We start from the raw sequence: 19,712 nt of genomic DNA on the forward strand, positions 1-19,712 counted from the left end.
TCAGATGGGAGACACCCCACAAGAGTGCATCCGCACATCGTCTGGAGACTCAAGGACACCTTGCAAAGCCTCCACTTCAGCAAGGGCCAAGGTTTGCAAGCGTTCCACCAACACAGCTCTCGTAAATCTCTCCTCCACCAAAACCCAATACAAACCAAAATGTCGTGCTTCGCTTGCCAAGAGATCGCCATAGAGCGAGCGCAATTCAGGATCTGGGCTGTGCTCGGCCAAGAGAGCCATCCGTTCATGGCTCCGCGCTTCGATTAAGCCAGCCACAAGAAAGGAGTCCAGCATCCGCTGGGGCTCACCCTTACGGATATGACGCGCCAAGTTGGCGGCATATCCAGGCGAAGGAAGTGGCTCGAGATAGCGGCCGCGCGACTTGATCAAGGCAAGAACCTGCTCAAAATGCTCCAGCTCCTCCCGCGCCAAAGGGCTCAGCGCCTCCCCAAGTCCTGGCTCACACAGGTATCGGAACATCATCTGCACAGCAGATCCTGCAGCTTTCCGCTCGCAATGGGCATGGTCGATCAACACCGCCATCGGCCGCGCATTGGCCTGTTCAACCCAAGTCCAACTCGTGGGTGCCGCAAGCCAACGAATCGAAGCTGTGGACTTCTCCGGAGTGGCCTTCTGCGGAAATGAAACGGTCATCCGCCCTGTCGCAAGTGATGGACCAATCCGCTCAGAGCCAATGAATAACTCTTGGCGCCGAATCCACTCACCACTCCAACGGCACGGCCTGCAAGGTACGACTGATGGCGAAAAGGCTCGCGAGCATGGGTGTTGCTGAGGTGTAACTCCACATAGGGAATGGCCACACCGGTTAAGGCATCCCGAATCGCAATCGATGAATGGGTGTAAGCACCGGCATTAATCAAAATCCCCTGGCTCTCTCCCATGGCCTGATGGATGCGCTCAATCAAAGCTCCTTCGAAGTTGCTTTGAAAGCACACCAACTCAACACCATCAGCTTTGGCCTCTCGAGTGAGCTCCGTTTCAATCGTCGCCAAGGTGTCGCAGCCATAAATCCCAGGCTCCCGCTGCCCAAGCAAATTGAGATTTGGACCATTAAGGAGCAGAACGTGCATGGCCAAAAGGCCGTTTCAGCTGGATTAATCGTATCGATACGGCAAGGAATGACGCATCGGCTGGTAAATTCTCCGGGTGTGGTTCGGGTCGGTGCCCGAGTGGTTAATGGGGGTGGACTGTAAATCCACTGGCTCTGCCTACGTTGGTTCAAATCCAACCCGGCCCACCTTCCACACGCCCTTGTAGCTCAGCGGTAGAGCACTCCCTTGGTAAGGGAGAGGTCTCGAGTTCAAGTCTCGACAAGGGCTTTCATTTCACTCCTTGGCACTGGGGGTGAAAATGATCACGGCACTTTGGGGGTGCAATCTCCCGTTGATCAAACTGCCGCAGATCACCTCCTCAACTACGTCTGAGTTGGAGCAACACAGCTCAGAATGTCGGCTGCGATTGATCCATAGCTGCCAATTGGGTGTGGATGCCATCAACCCATCCGGTCCCAAAGCGCTCCAGCTGATCAAAGGCTGGCCAAGGTTGAGCCAACGATCGCGGAATGCTTTTAAAAGCGAAACGTAGCTGCAAAGATCAGCCGTCCAGGGTTGTTCCCAGGGGAAGGCCTCACGACAGGCCGGTTCCGGACCACTAGAAACGTCGTCATCCGGGCCACCAGCCAGCCCAGCCTCGGTGCCGTAATAAATACACGGCGCTCCTGGCTGGAGAAAAAGCAACAGCAACGACAACTTCAAGGCCGCCACATCACCCTTCAGCGTGTGCAGCGCCCTTGGCACATCGTGGCTATCGAGCAAATTCATCTGGGCGCGGTTCACTTCAGCGCGATACCAACTCGCCGTCGTGGTCCAAATATCAATCAACTCCTGCGTCGTTAAAGGATTCAAGGGGTATTCGGGATTGCGATAGCTCTGACGAAGCTGATCACCGGCCACCCAGCACAAGCTGCTCCAGCCAATCCGGTAATTCATCACGCCATCAAAATGCTCGCCTTGCAGCCAGCGGCGTGCATCTCCCCACACCTCACCAACAATCCAAGCCTCTGGGTTGACCCTTCGCACCTCCTGTCGAAAAGACACCCAAAAATCTTCGGGAACCTCTGCAGGCACATCGAGTCGCCAGCCATCAATGCCACGCTCTAGCCAGTAACGGGCCACCGCCAGCAAGTGCTCACGCACCCCAGCATCGGCGTGGTTGAACTTTGGCAGAGCTGGCAAAGCCCACCAGCAGTCGTATCCACAATCTTCATCCTTGGCTGGGTATGGCCGAATCGGCCATTGACGGATGTGAAACCAATGGCGATAGGGCGATGACTCCCCGTTCTCGGCGAGATGGTGGAAGGCCCAAAAGCCGCGGCCGCAATGGTTAAAAACACCATCTAGCACCAGTCGCATGCCGCGTTGGTGCAGCGCAGCGATCAACGCATCGAGAGCAGCATTTCCCCCTAACAGAGGATCAACTTCGAAGTAGTCGTAGGCGTGATAGCGATGGTTCGCCGCTGAAGAAAAAATCGGTGTGAGATACAGGCAGTTAATGCCCATGGCTTGAAGGTGATCCAAACCATCGATCACTCCATACAGATCACCGCCTTGAAACCCTTCCTCTGTGGGATCAGCCCCCCAGGGCTTGAACTGCAAATGCTGCTGCGCCTCCACCCTGGCGCTCCGACGAAAACGATCAGGAAAAACTTGGTAGATGACCGCCTCAGTCACCCAAGCCGGCGGGTCGGAAAACAATGTGGGCACGCCCATAACCTTTCCAGGTGGCGATCCTCTCGCTAGCAGGAAAGAAACAGCACTGCCATGGCGCATCAGCCTCTCCTGTTGGCCCTGGACCAGGGCACGAGCAGCTCCCGAGCTGTGGTCTTCAATCCGGCGGGTGATCTGGTCGCCAGCGCTAGCGCCCCACTACCGATCCAGTACCCCGCCGATGGTTGGGTCGAGCAGGATCCACTGGAGATCTGGGCGAGCCAACGGCAAGCCCTCATCGACCTTCAGCGGAAGCTGAGGGACGACCAACGCCAAGCAGTGGTGAGCTGTGGCATCACCAACCAACGGGAAACAACCGTGCTTTGGCGACGCAGCACCGGTGTTCCTTGCGGGCCAGCGCTGGTCTGGCAAGACGGGCGGACCGCATCCATCTGCGCAGACTGGAAACGCCAGGGATTGGAACAGGACTGGCGGCGACGCACAGGGCTCTTGCTCGATCCCTATTTCAGTGCCAGCAAGATCCGCTGGATGCTGGAGCACTACGGAGAGGCAGCTGCCGCGGCTGCCGCGGATGACCTCTGCTTTGGCACTGTGGAATCGTGGCTCCTTTGGCAGCTCACCGAAGGACAACATCACGGAAGCGATCTGAGCAACGCCAGCCGCACACTGCTGCTGGATCTGGAGCAACGCCAGTGGGTGGATGACTTCCGCATCCATACCGGATTGCCAGCCAATGCCTTGCCCGAGCTGCTGCCCTGCCGAGGGGACATCGCCCAAATTGCTGCAGGCTTGCCCTTTGAAGGGCTACCGATTCAGGCCATGCTCGGGGATCAACAGGCCGCCACCCTCGGACAACTCTGCTTGCAACCCGGTGAAAGCAAATGCACCTACGGAACAGGAGCGTTCCTCGTGATCAACACCGGCAACGAGATTCGTCGATCCGAAGCCGGGCTACTCAGCACCCTGGGGTGGACCGACGCTGATGGCGTGCCCACCTATTGCCTTGAAGGCAGCCTTTTCAATGCCGGCACTGTGATCCAGTGGCTGCGGGATGGCCTCCAAATCATCGAGCGAGCAGAGCAGGTGAACGACCTCGCCAATCAAGTTGCTGATTCCGGCGGCGTGATGTTGGTGCCAGCTTTCACGGGCTGGGGCACCCCCCACTGGAACCCCGAAGCACGGGGGATCCTGGTGGGGCTAACCCGCGATAGCAACCGCTGCCACATTGCAAGGGCCGCCCTGGAAGGAATCGCCCTCTCTGTATCCACCCTGGTGGATCTCGCGGAACAAGCCCTCGGGCATGGGCTGGGAGAACTTGCAGTGGATGGAGGTGCCGCCGCCTCGGATCCGCTCCTGCAGGCCCAAGCAGACAGCACAGGACTCACGGTGCGACGACCCGCCAGTCTGGAAAGCACGGCACGAGGCGTGGCGTTGTTTGCAGGTTTGCAAGCTGGAGTGGTCAACGATCTGAACAACCTTGCCCTCCACCGACGGGATGGAGCCCAACTCTTCCAACCGCAGTGCGATGCGGCTGAGCGCAAGGCTTGGCGAACCCGTTGGGATAACGCCGTAACCCGCAGCTTGAACTGGCATGAGTGACCACAACGTTGATTTGGTTGTGATTGGCGCGGGGGCCAGTGGCGCCAGCGTGGCCTACGAGGCAGTTCGTCGCGGCCTTTCCGTTGCCCTCTTAGAGGCAGGGGATATCGGCGGTGGCACCAGTAGCCGCAGCACGAAGTTGCTGCATGGCGGGGTGCGATATCTCGAACTGGCTTTTAAAACCCTCGATCTTGCGCAGCTCAATCTTGTCCGGGAGGCACTGCTGGAGCGGGGCCATTGGCTGGAACAGGCCCCGTTTTTGGCCCGACGCCTCGAGTTAGCACTTCCCACCAAGACACTCTGCGGCCAGGCCTACTACCGCATCGGACTCGGCGTTTATGACGCCCTCGCAGGGCGACAAGGCATTGGCTCCAGTCGATTGCTGTCAAGCCACCAATTGGACGAAGCCCTGCCCCAGTTGAAAAGCTGCCAAGGAGCTGTGGCCTACAAAGATGGGCAATTTGATGACGCACGCCTCAACTTGCTTCTGGCCTTGACCGCCCAACGGGCCGGAGCACAGCTGCGGACCCGCTGCAAGGTGGTTGGACTCGAACGCAATGGCGCCGGACGACTTGTGGCCGCCATCAGCGAAACCGGAGATGGAACGCAAGAACGCTGGACAGCCCGCGTCGTTGTCAACGCAACAGGACTCGGTGCCGATGCCCTTCGTCAAATGGCAGACCCAGAAGCCCCCGCTCGGATGCTCACAAGCCGTGGCAGCCACATCGTGTTGAAGCAGAACCTCTGTCCGCAGGGTCTGGGACTGCTCGTTCCCTCTACAGCCGACGGCCGGGTGCTATTCATGCTTCCCTTCTTTGGACGCACATTGGTGGGAACCACCGATGAAGCCTGCGATCCGAGTCTGGCCTCGTCCTGTACCGCTGAAGAAGAAAGCTACCTACTGAATTACGTGCGTGAGTGGTTCCCAGGCTGTGCGGAGCCGCAGGTCACCAGCCGTTGGGCCGGAGGGAGACCTCTCCTCAAGCCGCCTGGTGAAGGATTGAACAGCAGCAGAGTGGTGCGCGAGCACGAGGTGGAAACCCTTCCCTGTGGATTGGTGAGTGTGATGGGCGGCAAATGGACCACCTGTCGACCGATGGCCCTCGACACCCTGACGGCTGTCGAGCGTCAGCTAGGCCAGCCACTTCCATCCCCCAAACCCCTAGTGCTACTAGGGAGTGGAGCCACGCCAACAGCCACCAGAGACGAACTCGCAGCGCAAAAAAAACAACTGGAAAATCTTCTGCCCAACACCTCCCAACGCTCTGCCCAGATCGAGCATCTGCAAGGCAGCCACGGGCTTCAAGCGGTGCCACTGATCGCAGCCGCCGCTCCTGAGAAGCGAGCCCCCCTCAGCGACGTCATTCCCCTCTGTGAGGCAGAAATCTCCCATGCCATTCAGGCAGAACAAGCCCGCAGCAGCACCGACGTTCTGGCCCGTCGGTGCCGTTTAGCGATGGTGGATTTTGCTGAAGCGCAACGGCTGGAACCTCTCACTGAGACGTACCTCGCTCAATCCGGCCTTGTATCAGCCTCCACGGCCACTTCCACCTCACCAATGAGCCACCAGTTGAATCCGTAGGGCGGCAAATTCACAAACCACTCCTCGTTGGCGGTGGGGAATTCACACCCCCACATCACTTCACGCGTGCGTTGTCCTTTCCACGCCGATAAATCCAAGCTCAATGACGCTCCCGCAGCGGTCACATTCGCCGCCACCAAAACAGACATCTCGTCTGTGGATCGCAAATACACCAAAACACCTGGATGACTGCTGGGGAGCAGGGTGAAATCGCCATGCTGCAGTGCTGGCAGCAACCGACGGGAGGTCAGCATCCGCCGATGCCAATTCAGCAATGAACCCGGCAACTGCTTTTGCACTTCCACATTCACCACGCGGTAGTCGTAGCCAGCCGCCGTGATGGGAGGCAGCACCAGCAATGGATCTGGGGCCATGGAAAAACCTCCATTACGGGCTGGGGTCCAAGCCATCGGAGTTCGGTTGGGATCACGGTCCCTCAAGCCAGGCCAATCCCCCATTCCCAGCTCATCGCCGTAATACAGGCAAGGCATCCCGGGCAAGCTGTACAGCAAACCGTGCAGAAGGCGGTTGGAGCGGGGATCACCGTTGAGCAACGGAGCCAGTCGACGGTTAATTCCCCAGTTCAACCAATGGCCCTGGCCCTGGGGTAAACCAAACCGCACCGCTTGAATCACCTCATCGTCAATGAGGTGTCCATCACCAAGCCAAAGCTCATCGTGATTGCGCAACGGCAGCGCCCATCGAGGGCCTTCCACGGCCTGCTCCGCTTCCAGTAAACACTCGCCCAACTTTTGGGCCGTGCCACTGGCGATTGCTGCAAACAGATGGGCTGTCAACACAAAATTGAAGGCGCCCTGAAGCTCATCGTCCGCGAGATAAGGCGCCGCCTCATCAACGGGTTGAATCGCCTCACCGAGCAGCAACACATCGCGGCCATGGGCATCAACGCGCTTCCGCAAGCGCTTGAGGAACGCATGGGTTTCTGGCAGCCCTTCGCAACGGGTTCCTTCTGCTTCGAACAAAAACGGAACGGCGTCGAGGCGAAAGCCATCCACCCCCCTCTCCAGCCAGAAATCGACGACGTCCAACATCGCCTCCTGGACCCAGGGATTTTCGTAGTTGAGATCAGGCTGATGACGGAGAAAGCGATGCAGGTAGTACTGCTCCGCAACGGAATCCCATTCCCAGTTCGATGATTCGAAGTGTCGAAACAGCACAGGCGCATCGCTGTACTGCTTGGGGTCATCACTCCAGACGTAAACACCACGCTCCGGACTTCCTTTTGGAGCCCATCGGGCCCGCTGGAACCAAGGGTGCAAGTCACTGGTGTGGTTCAAAACCAAGTCGAGAATCACCCGCATGCCCTGGCTGTGGGCTGCTGTCAAAAAGCGATGAAACGAAGCCAGATCGCCAAGATCTGGATGAATCCCTTTGAAATCAGTGATGTCATATCCGCCATCCCGCAGTGGGGATGGATAGATAGGCGTCAGCCATAGGGTTTTCACCCCAAGCCATCGCAGGTAAGGCAAACGCGCTGCCAAACCTTTGAAATCACCGATGCCATCACCGTTCCCGTCGGAGTAGCTGCGAACGATCAGTTGATAAACAACCGTTCCTGACCACCATGGCCGCCCTGTGGTCATCCCCCGGATGCAGATGCACCACTGCTAGACCCATCTGGCCAGAACGTCAGCCCCGTGATCCTCTCCATCCAACAATTGACCCGGATGCAAGAGAGCGTTGGCTCGGGGGTTACCCGACCCTTGGCCTGGCGAAAAGAGCAGTTGGGACGGCTGATGACGCTGATCGAACAGCATGAGCAGGACGTCCTAAAGGCCCTACAAACTGATCTCGGCAAACCCGCAACTGAAGCTTTCTTTGAGATTGTCGCCTTGCGACAAGAGTTGAAATTCACACGTCGCCATTTGCGTCGTTGGATGCGTGCCAAACGGGTGCCTGTTCCCGTTGCCCTCAGCCCGGGGCAAGCCCAGGTCATTCCGGAACCCTTGGGCTGCGTCCTCGTGATCGGTCCTTGGAATTACCCCTTCCAGCTCACCCTGCGTCCACTCATTAGTGCCCTTGCGGCTGGCAATACAGCGGTGTTGAAGCCCTCGGAGCATGCGCCAGCAGTTGCAGGCTTAATCGCCAAGCTGGTCGCCGACCATTTTGAGCCAGAGGTCGTGAGGGTCGAACAAGGCGATGGTGCCGTAGCCGCACAACTGGTGGCCATGCCGTTTGACCACATCTTTTTTACCGGTGGAGGGCAGATCGGCCGCAAAGTCCTGGCTGGAGCTGCCGCAAACCTCACACCGGTCACCCTTGAGTTGGGAGGGAAAAGCCCTGCCCTCGTGCTTCAAGGCGCCAACCTTGGCGTGAGTGCCCGCCGGTTGATCTGGGGTAAAGGCATCAATGCTGGGCAAACCTGTATTGCCCCAGACCACCTTTTGGTGGAGTCCGATCTCTACGCAGACCTCCTGAATGCGCTGCGCAACGAACGGTTGGCGATGTACGGGGAAGATCCACTGGCATCCGATCAACTCGGGAAGATCATCAATGAACAGCAGTTCCAACGACTGGAACGATTGCTGGAAACAGCAAGGGCAAAAGGTCGAATCTTGATTGGCGGCGAAATCAGTCGAGAGCAACGTCGCATCGCCCCAACCGTGATTGCAGTGGATGATCGTCAGGATCCACTCATGGGCGAGGAACTCTTCGGACCGCTGCTGCCCGTGCTGCGCCTTGGCAACCTCAGCGAGGCTCTTCAGGCAATCCGTCAACAAGGCAAACCACTTGCCCTTTACCTGTTTGGCGGAAACGAAGCTCAACAGCAAGAGGTGTTGAGCACCACCAGCTCAGGCGGTGTCTGCTTGAACGACGTGGTGATGCAAGCCGGTATTCCAGAACTCCCCTTCGGAGGCGTCGGGGCTAGTGGGATGGGGAGTTATCACGGTCACAACGGTTTTCAGACCTTCAGCCACTACAAGGCCGTGCTGAAACGGGGGTTCCGATTTGATTTCAAACTTCGGTACCCGCCGTACTCCGTGGATCTCAACGTACTGAGACGAATCGCAGGATGAGCTGGAGTGAGACATCCCTTCTGCAGCAGTCGCTCTGGGGGCTGGCGCTTTGCTTCAGGCACCGTATGGTTCGGGAAATTAAAGGAGTCGAATGCGCCGCTCTGGTTTCGCCGTCCTTGCCCTGACGGCTCTAATCCTTCCCCTCTCGGCAACCGCCGCCACCATCACGGTGCGACCTGGAGAAACGCTCACAGACATTGCCTACCGATCAGGCGTGAGCGTGGGCACTTTGATGCGGCTCAACAACATGAGCAATGCCAACTACTTGGAAGCGGGCAGCCAGCTTCAAGTTCCAGGGCCAAGGGTGAGCGCCGGTAACGGACGACATCGGGTAAAAGGGGGAGAAACCCTCAGCAGAATCGCAACCCAATACAAGGTGAGCAGCCGAGATCTGATGGCCGTCAATGGCCTCCGCAACGCCAACCACGTGGAAGTGGGCCAAACCCTGAAATTACCCAGCAACGCTGTTCTGCCAAAACCTGGCTTCAAACCCGTTGCCGTAACCCCTATCCCTGGAGCCACTGAACACACCGTGGCTAAGGGGCAAACCCTCACCCAAATTGCCAAGGCCTACAAGCTGCCAATCTCCACGCTGATCAGCATCAACGACCTCACCAACCCCAACAAAGTGGAGGTGGGCACACGGCTCTATCTCACGCAACCCACCACCGTCTTGGCAACCCAAAGCCAGAGCAAACCGGCCGTAACCAAGCCCGTTCAAACCAAAGTCAGCACAGCACAACCTGCCAAGAAGGTCGTGCCTGCCTCGACAACGACCAAAACGCAACTCGCAAAGTCGACGGATTGGAGAACCTACGGTCCGCTGCAAGTGGACTGGGCCAATTGGCAACCAATGGGGGGCAGTCAAGTGGTCCCAACGCTGAATTCCCAAGGCCAAGGGTTGTACCTGGCGGTGAATTGCTCAGCCAACAAAATCAATGCAACGGGAGCTGATGGCAGCTGGAAACTCTGGGCCGCTCCCCAAAGCCGCTTCGAGAAAGACTTGGTTAAAGATCGCTGTCAGGCCAAGGCATAGCGATATCTATGCCGCGTAATCCAGTGGCCATGGAGTTTTAAGGAAACTGCGACCGCTCTCCCGGAGGTACAGCCGTTGAGCACCATCGTTGCTCTCACGGATTAATTCCTCCTGCACAAGTCGCCGTGCCAACCAAGTCCAACGGTCTCCACGACCAGGCTCATGCAGGGCAAGGTGCTCACCCAAACGTCGAAGATCCATCCCCTCCTGGTCGGCAAGGTGCGTTAGCAGTGTTTCAACCTGGGTGGACCAATCACGGTGGTTTGGAGCGGTCTTACAGCGGTCGCAATGTCCACAGGGGCTAACAAGCTCCCCTACCGCCAGCAGCAAAGCCTGCTCACGACACATCTCGCCTTCAGCGACAGCTTCCATCCGTCGCAGCTGCTGCTGAGCAAGATCAAGGCGTCGTCGCTCCTCTAAGGAGGGACTCGAGCGCCCGGAAGCCTGCATCGCCCAGCTCAACGTTGTGCGATCGCCTGGAGAGAACAACACAAGGCAACTAGCGGGTTGTCCGTCGCGTCCTGCACGCCCGGATTCCTGCAAATAGCCCTCAGGGGTCGCCGGTAGATCGAGATGGAGCACGAGGCCTACATCACCACGATCCACCCCCATGCCAAAAGCCACGGTTGCCACAAGAACCGGGCGCTTCTGCTCCAAGAAACGCGTCAGAGCCGTTCGCCGGGTGTCTGGGTCCAACCCAGCGTGGTACGGCGTGGCATCAACCTTCTGCTCCCGTAGCCGCTCTGCCCAGAGCTCGACGGAACGGCGTGTCCGGGCATAGATCAAAGCAGCCCCTCGGGATTGCTTAAGGGCCTCCAGTACCTGCGGCATTGGATCCCTGGGTCGACGTTGCATCGTGTAGTTCAAGTTGGCGCGCCGAGCCGAGCTCACCTGCACCAAGGGACTGCGGAGATCGAGCAAACGAAGGATGTCGGCCCGCACCCTCGGAGCCGCCGTGGCACTTAAGGCCAGCATCGGGACACCTGGGCAGAGTCGACGAATCATTCCCAAACGTCTGTAGTCAGGCCGGAAATCGTGACCCCAGGCACTAATGCAATGGGCTTCATCCACGGCCAATGCCACGAGACGCCCCTCAGATGCATGGTTTTCCAACATTTGGCGCGTCGCTTCTCCCTGCAAGCGCTCCGGCGCGATGTAGAGCAACCTCAGGGATTCATCCCGCAAACGCGCCATGGCCTGCTGCCGTCGGCCTGGATCGAGGCCTGCATGCAGACAGGCAGCTGTGATCCCACGTTTCTGGAGAGCCAATACTTGGTCCTCCATGAGCGCCACAAGCGGCGAAATCACAACCACTAGGCCATCACGCACCAACGCTGGGAGCTGATAGCAAAGCGACTTGCCTCCTCCCGTTGGCAACACCGCCAACGCATCTCGCCCTTCTAAGACGGCTTCAACAACGGCACGCTGACCAGCTCGAAAGCGATCCCACCCGAAGTGAGTCTGCAAAGCGCTTTCAAGAGAATCCAGGACACACCAGATCTAGTGGTCCCAGAATAACGAGCACAAGATCTGGTGTTAAGCCAAGGGGGGTGGATCCAGTTGTTCTGGGGATTCCTCCACCAATTGCAGCCGCACACGCTTTCCACCTGCCAATTCCCCCAACGACACCCGCATCGTGGCCCCACTCAAAGACTGCAAGGCATTGAGCACATCACGCAGGTAGGGCGTACTGCTGCCACTTTCCACCCAAAGGCGTTCGTGCAAACCGCCAAGACGTCTCCAGGAGGTGTGCAGCTTGAGTACCGCCGACTCCAGGGCCTGAGCCTGGCCCACCGCATCCGCAAGCAAGCCAAGAGCATCCAGACGTTGCGCCTCTTGCATCGCTTTGTCTAAATCGAGTTCCCCCTGCTGAAAAGCACGAACAGCGGCTCCGGATTCATTGGCCTTCGTAATCCAACGCGCCGTACTGGTGACGTCTTTAATGCGATCGAGCTCAGGTTCATCTCGAAGCACCTTGCGGAAATCCTCCTGTTGCGGCTCAGGCAACTTGGCGAGCTCCCGCACAAGAGGAGCTACAGCTCTTGGCGGAAGAAGGTTCTCTTGGGTGCGCTGACGAATCTCTTCCGGCAGCAGCGGACTCGTCGCCGCAGTGAATTCATCCGTTAATCGACGCACTTGCTTCCGCGTGATCTCCTGCCCTTCATTGGCAGCCTCCGAAATCATCAGCTGCACTTCTGGAACGGCCTGGGCCGTTTCCATGAAGGCGCGTTTTGAAAATTGATTGACGCTGCTTTCCTCAAGAGCACCCTCCGTGAGCATCGCGTCCGCCGCCTCAGCCAACTGAATCAAGCCATAGGCCCTTGTTTTGCTGATTTCATTTTCGCGAAGCCATTGAAGGAAACCTGCTCCACGCCCCTCACCACCTCTTTTTTCCCGGTCACGAACGGCTCCAAGAATGCGGCCGCGCCAAATTTCAGTTTGCAGATCAAAGCGATCACAGATGGCCCAGGCCTGCTCTAGGCGGGCCAGAAACTCCATGGTGCTGATGTCATCGCTCTCTGGATCTGGAAGGTCCAGCTGCAATGAGGGTTGATCAGGCACAACAGATGTGGTCAAGTGCAACGCCAAGGAGGAACCGACGACATTCTGTGACGTAGCGGTCTCTTGCCGCATCCAGCGAGATACGCTCAAAACTGCATCCCTTCTATGCACAGCGATGGCGATCTCCCGCGGCGCCAAGGTGCGCATCAAGCGTCCCGAGTCCTACTGGTTCAACGAAGTTGGCACTGTTGCCACAATCGACACGTCTGGAATCCGTTATCCGGTGGTTGTTCGCTTTGAAAAGGTGAACTACAGCGGCATGCAAGGCGTTGATGGCGGCATCAACACCAACAATTTCGCCGAGTCAGAACTCGAGTCCGCCTGAGGCCATTGCCTGAGCTACCTGAAGTTGAGACGGTTCGCCGAGGATTAGCGGACCGTCTTGAATCGTTTGAAATCGCTGAAATCGAAGTCTGCCGTGCGAGGGCAATCGCGAGTCCGGGCGGAGTCGATCACTTTGTGGCGGGCCTGAAGGGTGCCACGGTTGGAGCCTGGTCTCGCCGAGGCAAATACCTCATGGCACAGCTCGAGCCCAATCGAGGTAGCTGGGGCGTGCATCTGCGAATGACCGGCCAATTTCAATGGCATGCCACGCCAGCAGCACCATGCAGTCACACGCGCGTGCGTTTTTGGAATCAACACAACGAGGAACTGCGGTTTGTTGACTTGCGCAGCTTCGGAGAAATGTGGTGGATACCAGAAGGCGACGACCTCGACAGCGTGATGACCGGCCTTAAACGACTGGGGCCAGAACCCTTCAGCGATGCATTTACGGGTGCCTATCTCAAGCAACGGCTTAAGGGTTCAGCACGACCCATTAAAACCGCACTGCTGGATCAATCTCTGATTGCCGGAGTAGGAAACATCTATGCCGATGAGAGCTTGTTCGCGGCCGGAATTCCACCTCTCTCACCATCGGGGAAGCTCACGATCGAACAACTGATCCGACTCCGAGATGAACTGGTCAACGTGCTGCACATCAGCATCGGGGTTGGAGGAACAACCTTCAGCGACTTTCGAGATCTTGAAGGCGTCAATGGGAACTATGGGGGGCAGTCGTGGGTGTATCGCCGGAGCGGACAGCCTTGCCGCAAGTGTGGAACGCCCATCAGCCGTGAAAAGTTGTCGGGCCGGAGCACCCACTGGTGCCCGAGCTGTCAGCGCTAATTCGCAAACGGCAGTGAAGCTATGGACTCTCTCGAGGGAGATCGAATCACACCAAATTCAGTTATTAGACCAGTAATCAAGTGGGCTGGCGTGATGTCAAAAGCAGGATTCCAAGCACGCACACCCGAGGCACAGACAAGTTCACCCCGGAAATGAGTGATTTCATCCTCCGGACGCTCCTCAATGGTGATGGCATCACCATCAACGGTGGTGATGTCGATACTGCTGCTGGGAGCACAGACGTAAAAGGGAACCCCATGGGCTCGCGCAGCAAGGGCGAGGTTGTAAGTCCCAATTTTGTTAGCCACATCTCCGTTACCAGCAACACGATCACAACCGACCAAAACAACGTCCACCTGACCACGACGCATCAACAAACCACTCGCTCCATCAACAATCACGGTTGCTGGCACACCACAACAACCGAGTTCCCAAGCGGAGAGAGCGGCCCCCTGCAGGCGCGGGCGGGTTTCATCCAGCCAGGCATGCTTCACAATTCCTCTCTGATGGCCGGCCACGATCACACCAAGAGCCGTACCGACTCCAGCCGTGGCGACCGCACCGGTGTGACAGTGATGAAGAACACGACAATCCTCCGGCAAAACTCCAACGCCGTGATTGACCAAAGCCTGGGTGAGAGCACGATCCTCCGCTTCGATTGCGGAGGCGAGGCGCTCAAGTTGATGAACGTCAACCCAACCATTGGACTTAGCGGACGTTTGCATCCGATTAAGGGCCCAACTCAAATTGACGGCGGTCGGCCTGGACGCACGTAAGCCTTCAATGGCTTGATCAAGATCGTCTCCAGCCTTGGCTGCCAACACAACACCCCACGCGGCCGCAACCCCAATGGCAGGTGCACCACGAACAGCCATCGAACGGATCGCCTCGCTGACTTCGCGCCAATGGGTGAGCTGCCGATACACAACCGTGTGGGGCAGGCAACGCTGATCGAGCAAATCGAGGTGATCGCCAGTCCAGCGCAAACTCCGAGGAAGCGTCAAAACAGGGGGTTAGCTTCTACTTGTATAGAAGACAACACCACTCCGAAGGCGTGAACACGATCCAGGAGCTCCGCGAACAGCTAGCCAAAACGATTGGAGACTTGCATGGACGTAGATGGTGCGAGGGCACAGGCGGCAATTTCAGTGTTGTGGTTCAACACGATCCCATCCATCTACTCATGGCTCCCAGCGGCGTAAACAAAGGGCGGCTGGAACCAGCTGAACTCGTCATTGTTGACGAACAGAACAATGTGATTGAGGGACGGGGACGAGCGAGCGCAGAAACAACACTGCATTTAGAAATCATTAGGCAATTAAAATGTGGAGCAGTACTTCATACGCACTCCATTGAAACCACTGTCCTCTCAGCTCATTACGCAAGGGTCGGGACAATCCAATTAGAAGGATGGGAAATGCTCAAGGGATTAAAAGGAATTACATCCCATGAAACAACAATCGACATTCCAATCATGTCTAACAATCAAAACATAGAAGAACTCAGCCAGACGGTTCGGCCGTATCTCAGTAAAACCATTCCAGGAATACTGGTGGCAGGCCATGGCCTTTACGCTTGGGGCGATTCATTAGCAGAAGCTCAAAGACATGTGGAGATCCTAGAATTCTTATTCTCAGTCTTATTGAAGAAAAAACTATTGCAACTCAGCCAATGATTAGCCATATCTTACTCGACATCGAGGGGACAACATGTCCGGTTACATTTGTCACAGAGACCCTCTTTCCTTATGCACAATTAGCACTAAAAGACTTTCTAGAAAGACACAAAGATGATCCGTCTATAAGTCAACTAATCAACAATGCAGAAGACGAATGGATGCAGGATCAAGACAAACAAAGTGCCACACTCAGGCATTCATCCGAAGAAATACAACAACCTAAACATCTAAAGATCGAATCTTACCTTCAGCTTTTAATAGCATCAGACAAAAAATCAACAGCCCTTAAAGATATTCAAGGCAAGGTATGGAAAGAAGGATACACAACAGGCAAGATCACTTCAGAGCTCTTTGAAGATGCCTATGAAGGCCTAAAAAAATGGCATAAACAAGGATTTACGCTGGGCATATACTCTTCAGGAAGCGTCGAGGCACAGCGCTTGCTATACAAGTACACAAGCAAAGGAGACATTGAGAATCTATTTAGCCACTGGTTCGACACCCACATTGGCAACAAGAAAGAACAAAGAAGCTACACGGCAATTGCATCATCAATGGCTTGTAAGCCTCAAAATATTCTCTTCATTAGCGATAACAGCGACGAATGTGATGCCGCGAAGGGTGCTGGACTATTCACCCTTTACAGCTTGAGAGAAGGCAATCCACAACAAGAGCCAAGAGATCATCCCATAATTATCAATCTTGGAGACGTCGATCAGTGGCTCAAATAAAGACTGAAATCCAAGTGTAGGGGCACAAAAAAACCACCTCCGTGGAGGTGGTTTCTTCGTAAAAATAATCAGACCGTGATGGCCTTCAGATCATTTTTTTTTGAGAATGTTTTACCTGGCATTGAGCTATTTTCTCAGGGGGCTACCCCCCAAATATCGTCGCCGCTGATGCGTTTCACAACCGAGTTCGGGATGGATCGAAGTGGTTCCACACCGCCATGAACACCAGGATAGATACATTCTCAGAGGGTGAACCCTGAGAACTGCATAGGATTACAACTTACGTTGCGCGTCTGAATCAACAAAGAATTTGTCTTCAGGCAAGAACCAAAATGTTGGTCAAGCCCTCGGTCTATTAGTACTCCTCCGCTGCATCCATTACTGGACTTCCACGTAGAGCCTATCAACGGGTGTTCTTCCCGTGACCTTACTGGGTTACCCCATGGGAACACTCATCTTGAGGTGGGCTTCCCACTTAGATGCTTTCAGCGGTTATCCACTCCGCACATGGCTACCCAGCGTTTACCGTTGGCACGATAACTGGTACACCAGAGGTGCGTTCCTCCCGGTCCTCTCGTACTAGGGAGAAATCCTCTCAATGTTCCTACGCGTACACCGGATATGGACCGAACTGTCTCACGACGTTCTGAACCCAGCTCGCGTACCGCTTTAATGGGCGAACAGCCCAACCCTTGGGACCGACTTCAGCCCCAGGTTGCGATGAGCCGACATCGAGGTGCCAAACCTCCCCGTCGATGTGAACTCTTGGGGGAGATCAGCCTGTTATCCCTAGAGTAACTTTTATCCGTTGAGCGACGGCCCTTCCACTCAGAACCGTCGGATCACTAAAGCCGACTTTCGTCCCTGTTCGACTTGTAGGTCTCACAGTCAAGCTTCCTTCTGCTTTTGCACTCGTCAGCTGATTTCCAACCAGCCTGAGGAAACCTTTGCGCGCCTCCGTTACCTTTTAGGAGGCGACCGCCCCAGTCAAACTGCCCACCTGATACTGTCCGCTCCCCGGATAACGGGTGAACGTTAGAATCCTAGCTCTGAAAGAGTGGTATCTCACCATTGACTCCCTCGTACCCACGAGCACGAGATCAACATCTCCCACCTATCCTGCGCATTCAGAGCCCGGACACAATACCAAGCTACAGTAAAGCTTCATAGGGTCTTTCTGTCCAGGTGTACGTAGTCCGCATCTTCACAGACAATTCTATTTCGCCGAGCCTCTCTCCGAGACAGCGCCCTGATCGTTACGCCTTTCGTGCGGGTCGGAACTTACCCGACAAGGAATTTCGCTACCTTAGGACCGTTATAGTTACGGCCGCCGTTCACCGGGGCTTCAGTCGCCAGCTTCGCTTACGCTGACCGGCTTCCTTAACCTTCCGGCACTGGGCAGGCGTCAGCCCCCATACATCGTCTTGCGACTTAGCGGAGACCTGTGTTTTTGGTAAACAGTCGCCAGGGCCTCTTCACTGCGACCACATTGCTGTGGCACCCCTTCTCCCGAAGTTACGGGGCCATTTTGCCGAGTTCCTTAGAGAGAGTTACCTCGCGCACCTCGGTATTCTCTACCACCCCACCTGTGTCGGTTTCGGGTACTGGCAATCATGTCTTAACGGGTATAGAGCTTTTCTTGGAAGCATGACGTCACCAACTTCGCTGCCGTAGCAGCTCGTACTCACGCCTCAGCTCGGAACGTTTTCACCGCTCCTCAACGCCTCGAACGCTTGAACCAGTAACCAACATCTGGCTTGGCTAGCCTTCTCCGTCCCTCTTCCCAAAACATGACCGGTACAGGAATGTTGACCTGTTATCCATCGACTACGCCTTTCGGCCTCGCCTTAGGTCCAGACTAACCCTCCGCGGACGAGCCTGCCGGAGGAACCCTTAGGGTTTCGGTGCATGGGATTCTCACCCATGTTTTCGCTACTCAAGCCGACATTCTCACTTCTATGCAGTCCACATCCGCTCACGCTAATGCTTCGCCCCACATAGAACGCTCCCCTACCATAAAATCCGCAGCTTCGGTACAACACTTAGCCCCGTTCATTTTCGGTGCAGGATCGCTCGACCAGTGAGCTATTACGCACTCCTTTGAGGATGGCTGCTTCTAGGCAAACCTCCTGGTTGTCTATGCAATCCCACCTCCTTTATCACTTAGTGTTGATTTGGGGACCTTAGCTGGCGGTCTGGGCTGTTTCCCTCTCGACCATGGAGCTTATCCCCCACAGTCTGACTGCCTCGCTACACACAGGGTATTCAGAGTTCATCTCGATTTGGTACCGCTCTCGCAGCCCGTACCGAAATGGTGGCTTTACCCCCCTGCTGGAGCACGAGACGCTACGCCTCAACGTATTTCGGGGAGAACCAGCTAGCTCCGGGTTCGATTGGCATTTCACCCCTAACCACAGCTCATCCGCTGGCTTTTCAACGCCAGTCGGTTCGGACCTCCACTTGGTATCACCCAAGCTTCATCCTGGCCATGGTTAGATCACCCGGGTTCGGGTCTATAAACACTGACAAACGCCCTATTCAGACTCGCTTTCGCTATGGCTCCACCATTTCCGGTTTAACCCGCCAGTGCCTATAAGTCGCCGGCTCATTCTTCAACAGGCACACGGTCACCCTATGAGTAGGGCTCCCATTGCTTGTAGGCTCACGGTTTCATGTTCTATTTCACTCCCCTCCCGGGGTTCTTTTCACCTTTCCCTCGCGGTACTGTTTCGCTATCGGTCACACAGTAGTACTTAGCCTTACGAGGTGGTCCTCGCGGATTCACACGGAATTTCACGTGCTCCGTGCTACTCGGGATACAGCTAGCTCAGTTCAGTTTTCAGATACGGGGCTTTCACCCTCTGTGGCGTGCCATTCAAACACTTCTCCTAACATTCCTGATACACGTTGCTGTCCCACAACCCCGATGGTCGAAACCATCGGTTTAGGCTCTTCCCCGTTCGCTCGCCGCTACTTAGGGAGTCGTTTTTACTTTCCTTTCCTCCAGCTACTAAGATGTTTCAGTTCGCTGGGTTGGCTCGCGCCAGCCTATGTATTCAGCTGGCCGTATAAAAGGGTTGCCCCATTCGGAAATTCCCGGATCAAAGCGTGCTTCCAGCTCCCCGAGACTTATCGCAGGTAACCACGTCCTTCATCGCCTCTGTGTGCCAAGGTATCCGCCGTGAGCCCTTTGTAGCTTGACCAATTAACCTCTTAAACGCTTACTGCGGTTGAAAGCAGATTCTTCTGGTTTCATCAACAACTTTCGTTGCTCATAAAAACAAAATCAAACTCTGATTCGCTCGACACGAATCAAAGAACATCTAAGAGTCTCGGCTCTTGCTCAAAAGAATTTTCATTGTTCTAATTCTAAATTCCCTTTCGAGAATTCAGGCTTAAAACAATGCATCTGTAAGATGCTTTGTTTTTCCAGACTTACCTATGCAGTTGTCAAGGTTCTACTAGACATCAAATTAATCTTTCGATTAATCTGAGCCCAGCATCTTATCAACCAATCAAGCAAAAATTGCTTATCTGGCATGACAGGAAGCTGGGGTCCAATCTAGTGGACA

At 55.8% G+C, this 19,712-nt stretch carries 15 protein-coding genes, 2 tRNA genes and 2 rRNA genes; 10 read left to right on the plus strand and 9 right to left on the minus strand.

Going from position 1 to position 19,712, the window contains the following annotated elements; all coding sequences use genetic code 11:
• A complete protein-coding gene (locus tag SYNCC9902_RS09240; protein ID WP_011360593.1) occupies window positions 1-654 on the minus strand; it encodes a tRNA-(ms[2]io[6]A)-hydroxylase in 654 nt (217 codons plus the stop codon).
• Window positions 651-1,091 carry a type II 3-dehydroquinate dehydratase gene (gene aroQ, locus SYNCC9902_RS09245; RefSeq protein WP_011360594.1) on the minus strand — a complete coding sequence of 147 codons (441 nt, stop codon included), beginning with the start codon at window positions 1,089-1,091 and terminating at the stop codon, window positions 651-653. The genes SYNCC9902_RS09240 and aroQ overlap by 4 nt, the downstream gene beginning before the upstream one ends.
• A gap of 85 nt (window positions 1,092-1,176) precedes the next feature.
• Here aroQ and SYNCC9902_RS09250 point away from each other — a divergent pair.
• Window positions 1,177-1,258 (plus strand) — tRNA-Tyr (locus SYNCC9902_RS09250).
• A gap of 10 nt (window positions 1,259-1,268) precedes the next feature.
• Window positions 1,269-1,340, plus strand: a tRNA-Thr gene (locus tag SYNCC9902_RS09255).
• Window positions 1,341-1,346: 6 nt separating this feature from the next.
• On the opposite strand, the gene SYNCC9902_RS09260 is transcribed toward SYNCC9902_RS09255, so the two are convergent.
• Window positions 1,347-2,789, minus strand: a complete 1,443-nt coding sequence (locus SYNCC9902_RS09260; RefSeq protein ID WP_011360595.1) for a glycoside hydrolase family 13 protein — start codon at window positions 2,787-2,789, stop codon at window positions 1,347-1,349.
• A gap of 51 nt (window positions 2,790-2,840) precedes the next feature.
• On the opposite strand from SYNCC9902_RS09260, the gene glpK reads away from it, so the two are divergent.
• Window positions 2,841-4,346, plus strand: coding sequence for a glycerol kinase GlpK (glpK, locus tag SYNCC9902_RS09265; RefSeq protein ID WP_011360596.1), 1,506 nt, complete (start codon window positions 2,841-2,843; stop codon window positions 4,344-4,346).
• Window positions 4,339-5,928, plus strand: coding sequence for a glycerol-3-phosphate dehydrogenase/oxidase (locus SYNCC9902_RS09270; protein WP_011360597.1), 1,590 nt, complete (start codon window positions 4,339-4,341; stop codon window positions 5,926-5,928). The genes glpK and SYNCC9902_RS09270 overlap by 8 nt, the downstream gene beginning before the upstream one ends.
• Here the strand turns inward: SYNCC9902_RS09270 and SYNCC9902_RS09275 are convergent.
• Window positions 5,859-7,532, minus strand: a complete 1,674-nt coding sequence (locus SYNCC9902_RS09275) for an alpha-amylase family protein (RefSeq protein ID WP_011360598.1) — start codon at window positions 7,530-7,532, stop codon at window positions 5,859-5,861. The two genes, SYNCC9902_RS09270 and SYNCC9902_RS09275, sit on opposite strands and share 70 nt — an antisense overlap.
• 84 nt (window positions 7,533-7,616) lie before the next feature.
• On the opposite strand from SYNCC9902_RS09275, the gene SYNCC9902_RS09280 reads away from it, so the two are divergent.
• Window positions 7,617-8,966 (plus strand): aldehyde dehydrogenase family protein, encoded by a 1,350-nt coding sequence (locus SYNCC9902_RS09280; RefSeq protein WP_369776186.1) that lies wholly within the window; start codon window positions 7,617-7,619, stop codon window positions 8,964-8,966.
• Between the two features lie 91 nt (window positions 8,967-9,057).
• Entirely contained in the window at window positions 9,058-10,002 is a 945-nt protein-coding gene (locus tag SYNCC9902_RS09285) for a LysM peptidoglycan-binding domain-containing protein (protein WP_011360600.1), read from the plus strand.
• A gap of 6 nt (window positions 10,003-10,008) precedes the next feature.
• Here SYNCC9902_RS09285 and SYNCC9902_RS09290 read toward each other — a convergent pair whose 3' ends face one another.
• The gene (locus SYNCC9902_RS09290) at window positions 10,009-11,469 is read right to left on the minus strand and encodes a RecQ family ATP-dependent DNA helicase (protein ID WP_011360601.1); all 1,461 of its coding nucleotides are present in this window, start codon (window positions 11,467-11,469) and stop codon (window positions 10,009-10,011) included.
• 69 nt (window positions 11,470-11,538) lie between these two features.
• On the minus strand, window positions 11,539-12,501 hold the full coding sequence (locus SYNCC9902_RS09295; RefSeq protein WP_369776187.1) for a hypothetical protein: 963 nt from the start codon (window positions 12,499-12,501) through the stop codon (window positions 11,539-11,541).
• 178 nt (window positions 12,502-12,679) lie between these two features.
• Here SYNCC9902_RS09295 and SYNCC9902_RS09300 point away from each other — a divergent pair, with 178 nt between their 5' ends.
• Together SYNCC9902_RS09300 and SYNCC9902_RS09305 are read left to right on the plus strand one after the other, a co-directional pair.
• Entirely contained in the window at window positions 12,680-12,889 is a 210-nt protein-coding gene (locus tag SYNCC9902_RS09300; RefSeq protein ID WP_011360603.1) for a photosystem I reaction center subunit IV, read from the plus strand.
• Window positions 12,890-12,894: 5 nt separating this feature from the next.
• Complete coding sequence (locus SYNCC9902_RS09305; protein ID WP_011360604.1) at window positions 12,895-13,731, plus strand: DNA-formamidopyrimidine glycosylase; 837 nt, start codon at window positions 12,895-12,897, stop codon at window positions 13,729-13,731.
• Here SYNCC9902_RS09305 and mtnA read toward each other — a convergent pair.
• Window positions 13,728-14,735 carry an S-methyl-5-thioribose-1-phosphate isomerase gene (mtnA, locus tag SYNCC9902_RS09310; protein ID WP_011360605.1) on the minus strand — a complete coding sequence of 336 codons (1,008 nt, stop codon included), beginning with the start codon at window positions 14,733-14,735 and terminating at the stop codon, window positions 13,728-13,730. The genes SYNCC9902_RS09305 and mtnA overlap by 4 nt on opposite strands.
• A gap of 50 nt (window positions 14,736-14,785) precedes the next feature.
• Here mtnA and mtnB point away from each other — a divergent pair, with 50 nt between their 5' ends.
• Both mtnB and mtnC read left to right on the plus strand, forming a co-directional pair.
• Window positions 14,786-15,406 carry a methylthioribulose 1-phosphate dehydratase gene (gene mtnB / locus SYNCC9902_RS09315; RefSeq protein WP_011360606.1) on the plus strand — a complete coding sequence of 207 codons (621 nt, stop codon included), beginning with the start codon at window positions 14,786-14,788 and terminating at the stop codon, window positions 15,404-15,406.
• Entirely contained in the window at window positions 15,403-16,140 is a 738-nt protein-coding gene (gene mtnC / locus SYNCC9902_RS09320; protein WP_011360607.1) for an acireductone synthase, read from the plus strand. Before mtnB ends, mtnC begins: the two co-directional genes overlap by 4 nt.
• A 113-nt stretch (window positions 16,141-16,253) precedes the next feature.
• Here mtnC and rrf read toward each other — a convergent pair.
• Window positions 16,254-16,370, minus strand: a 5S ribosomal RNA gene (gene rrf, locus SYNCC9902_RS09325).
• Between the two features lie 105 nt (window positions 16,371-16,475).
• A 23S ribosomal RNA gene (locus SYNCC9902_RS09330) occupies window positions 16,476-19,343 on the minus strand.
• Window positions 19,344-19,712 lie beyond the last annotated feature (369 nt).

Origin of the sequence: Synechococcus sp. CC9902, assembly GCF_000012505.1 — a bacterium.
GTDB lineage: Bacteria > Cyanobacteriota > Cyanobacteriia > PCC-6307 > Cyanobiaceae > Parasynechococcus.

What these genes read in the sequence shown, in the direction of transcription:
- SYNCC9902_RS09240 (WP_011360593.1), bottom strand. Translation starts at nt 654, where the DNA reads ATGACCGTTTCATTTCCGCAGAAGGCCACTCCGGAGAAGTCCACAGCT.
- aroQ (WP_011360594.1), bottom strand. Translation starts at nt 1,091, where the DNA reads ATGCACGTTCTGCTCCTTAATGGTCCAAATCTCAATTTGCTTGGGCAG.
- SYNCC9902_RS09260 (WP_011360595.1), bottom strand. Translation starts at nt 2,789, where the DNA reads ATGGGCGTGCCCACATTGTTTTCCGACCCGCCGGCTTGGGTGACTGAG.
- glpK (WP_011360596.1), top strand. Translation starts at nt 2,841, where the DNA reads ATGGCGCATCAGCCTCTCCTGTTGGCCCTGGACCAGGGCACGAGCAGC.
- SYNCC9902_RS09270 (WP_011360597.1), top strand. Translation starts at nt 4,339, where the DNA reads ATGAGTGACCACAACGTTGATTTGGTTGTGATTGGCGCGGGGGCCAGT.
- SYNCC9902_RS09275 (WP_011360598.1), bottom strand. Translation starts at nt 7,532, where the DNA reads ATGACCACAGGGCGGCCATGGTGGTCAGGAACGGTTGTTTATCAACTG.
- SYNCC9902_RS09280 (WP_369776186.1), top strand. Translation starts at nt 7,617, where the DNA reads ATGCAAGAGAGCGTTGGCTCGGGGGTTACCCGACCCTTGGCCTGGCGA.
- SYNCC9902_RS09285 (WP_011360600.1), top strand. Translation starts at nt 9,058, where the DNA reads ATGCGCCGCTCTGGTTTCGCCGTCCTTGCCCTGACGGCTCTAATCCTT.
- SYNCC9902_RS09295 (WP_369776187.1), bottom strand. Translation starts at nt 12,501, where the DNA reads ATGGAGTTTCTGGCCCGCCTAGAGCAGGCCTGGGCCATCTGTGATCGC.
- SYNCC9902_RS09300 (WP_011360603.1), top strand. Translation starts at nt 12,680, where the DNA reads ATGGCGATCTCCCGCGGCGCCAAGGTGCGCATCAAGCGTCCCGAGTCC.
- mtnC (WP_011360607.1), top strand. Translation starts at nt 15,403, where the DNA reads ATGATTAGCCATATCTTACTCGACATCGAGGGGACAACATGTCCGGTT.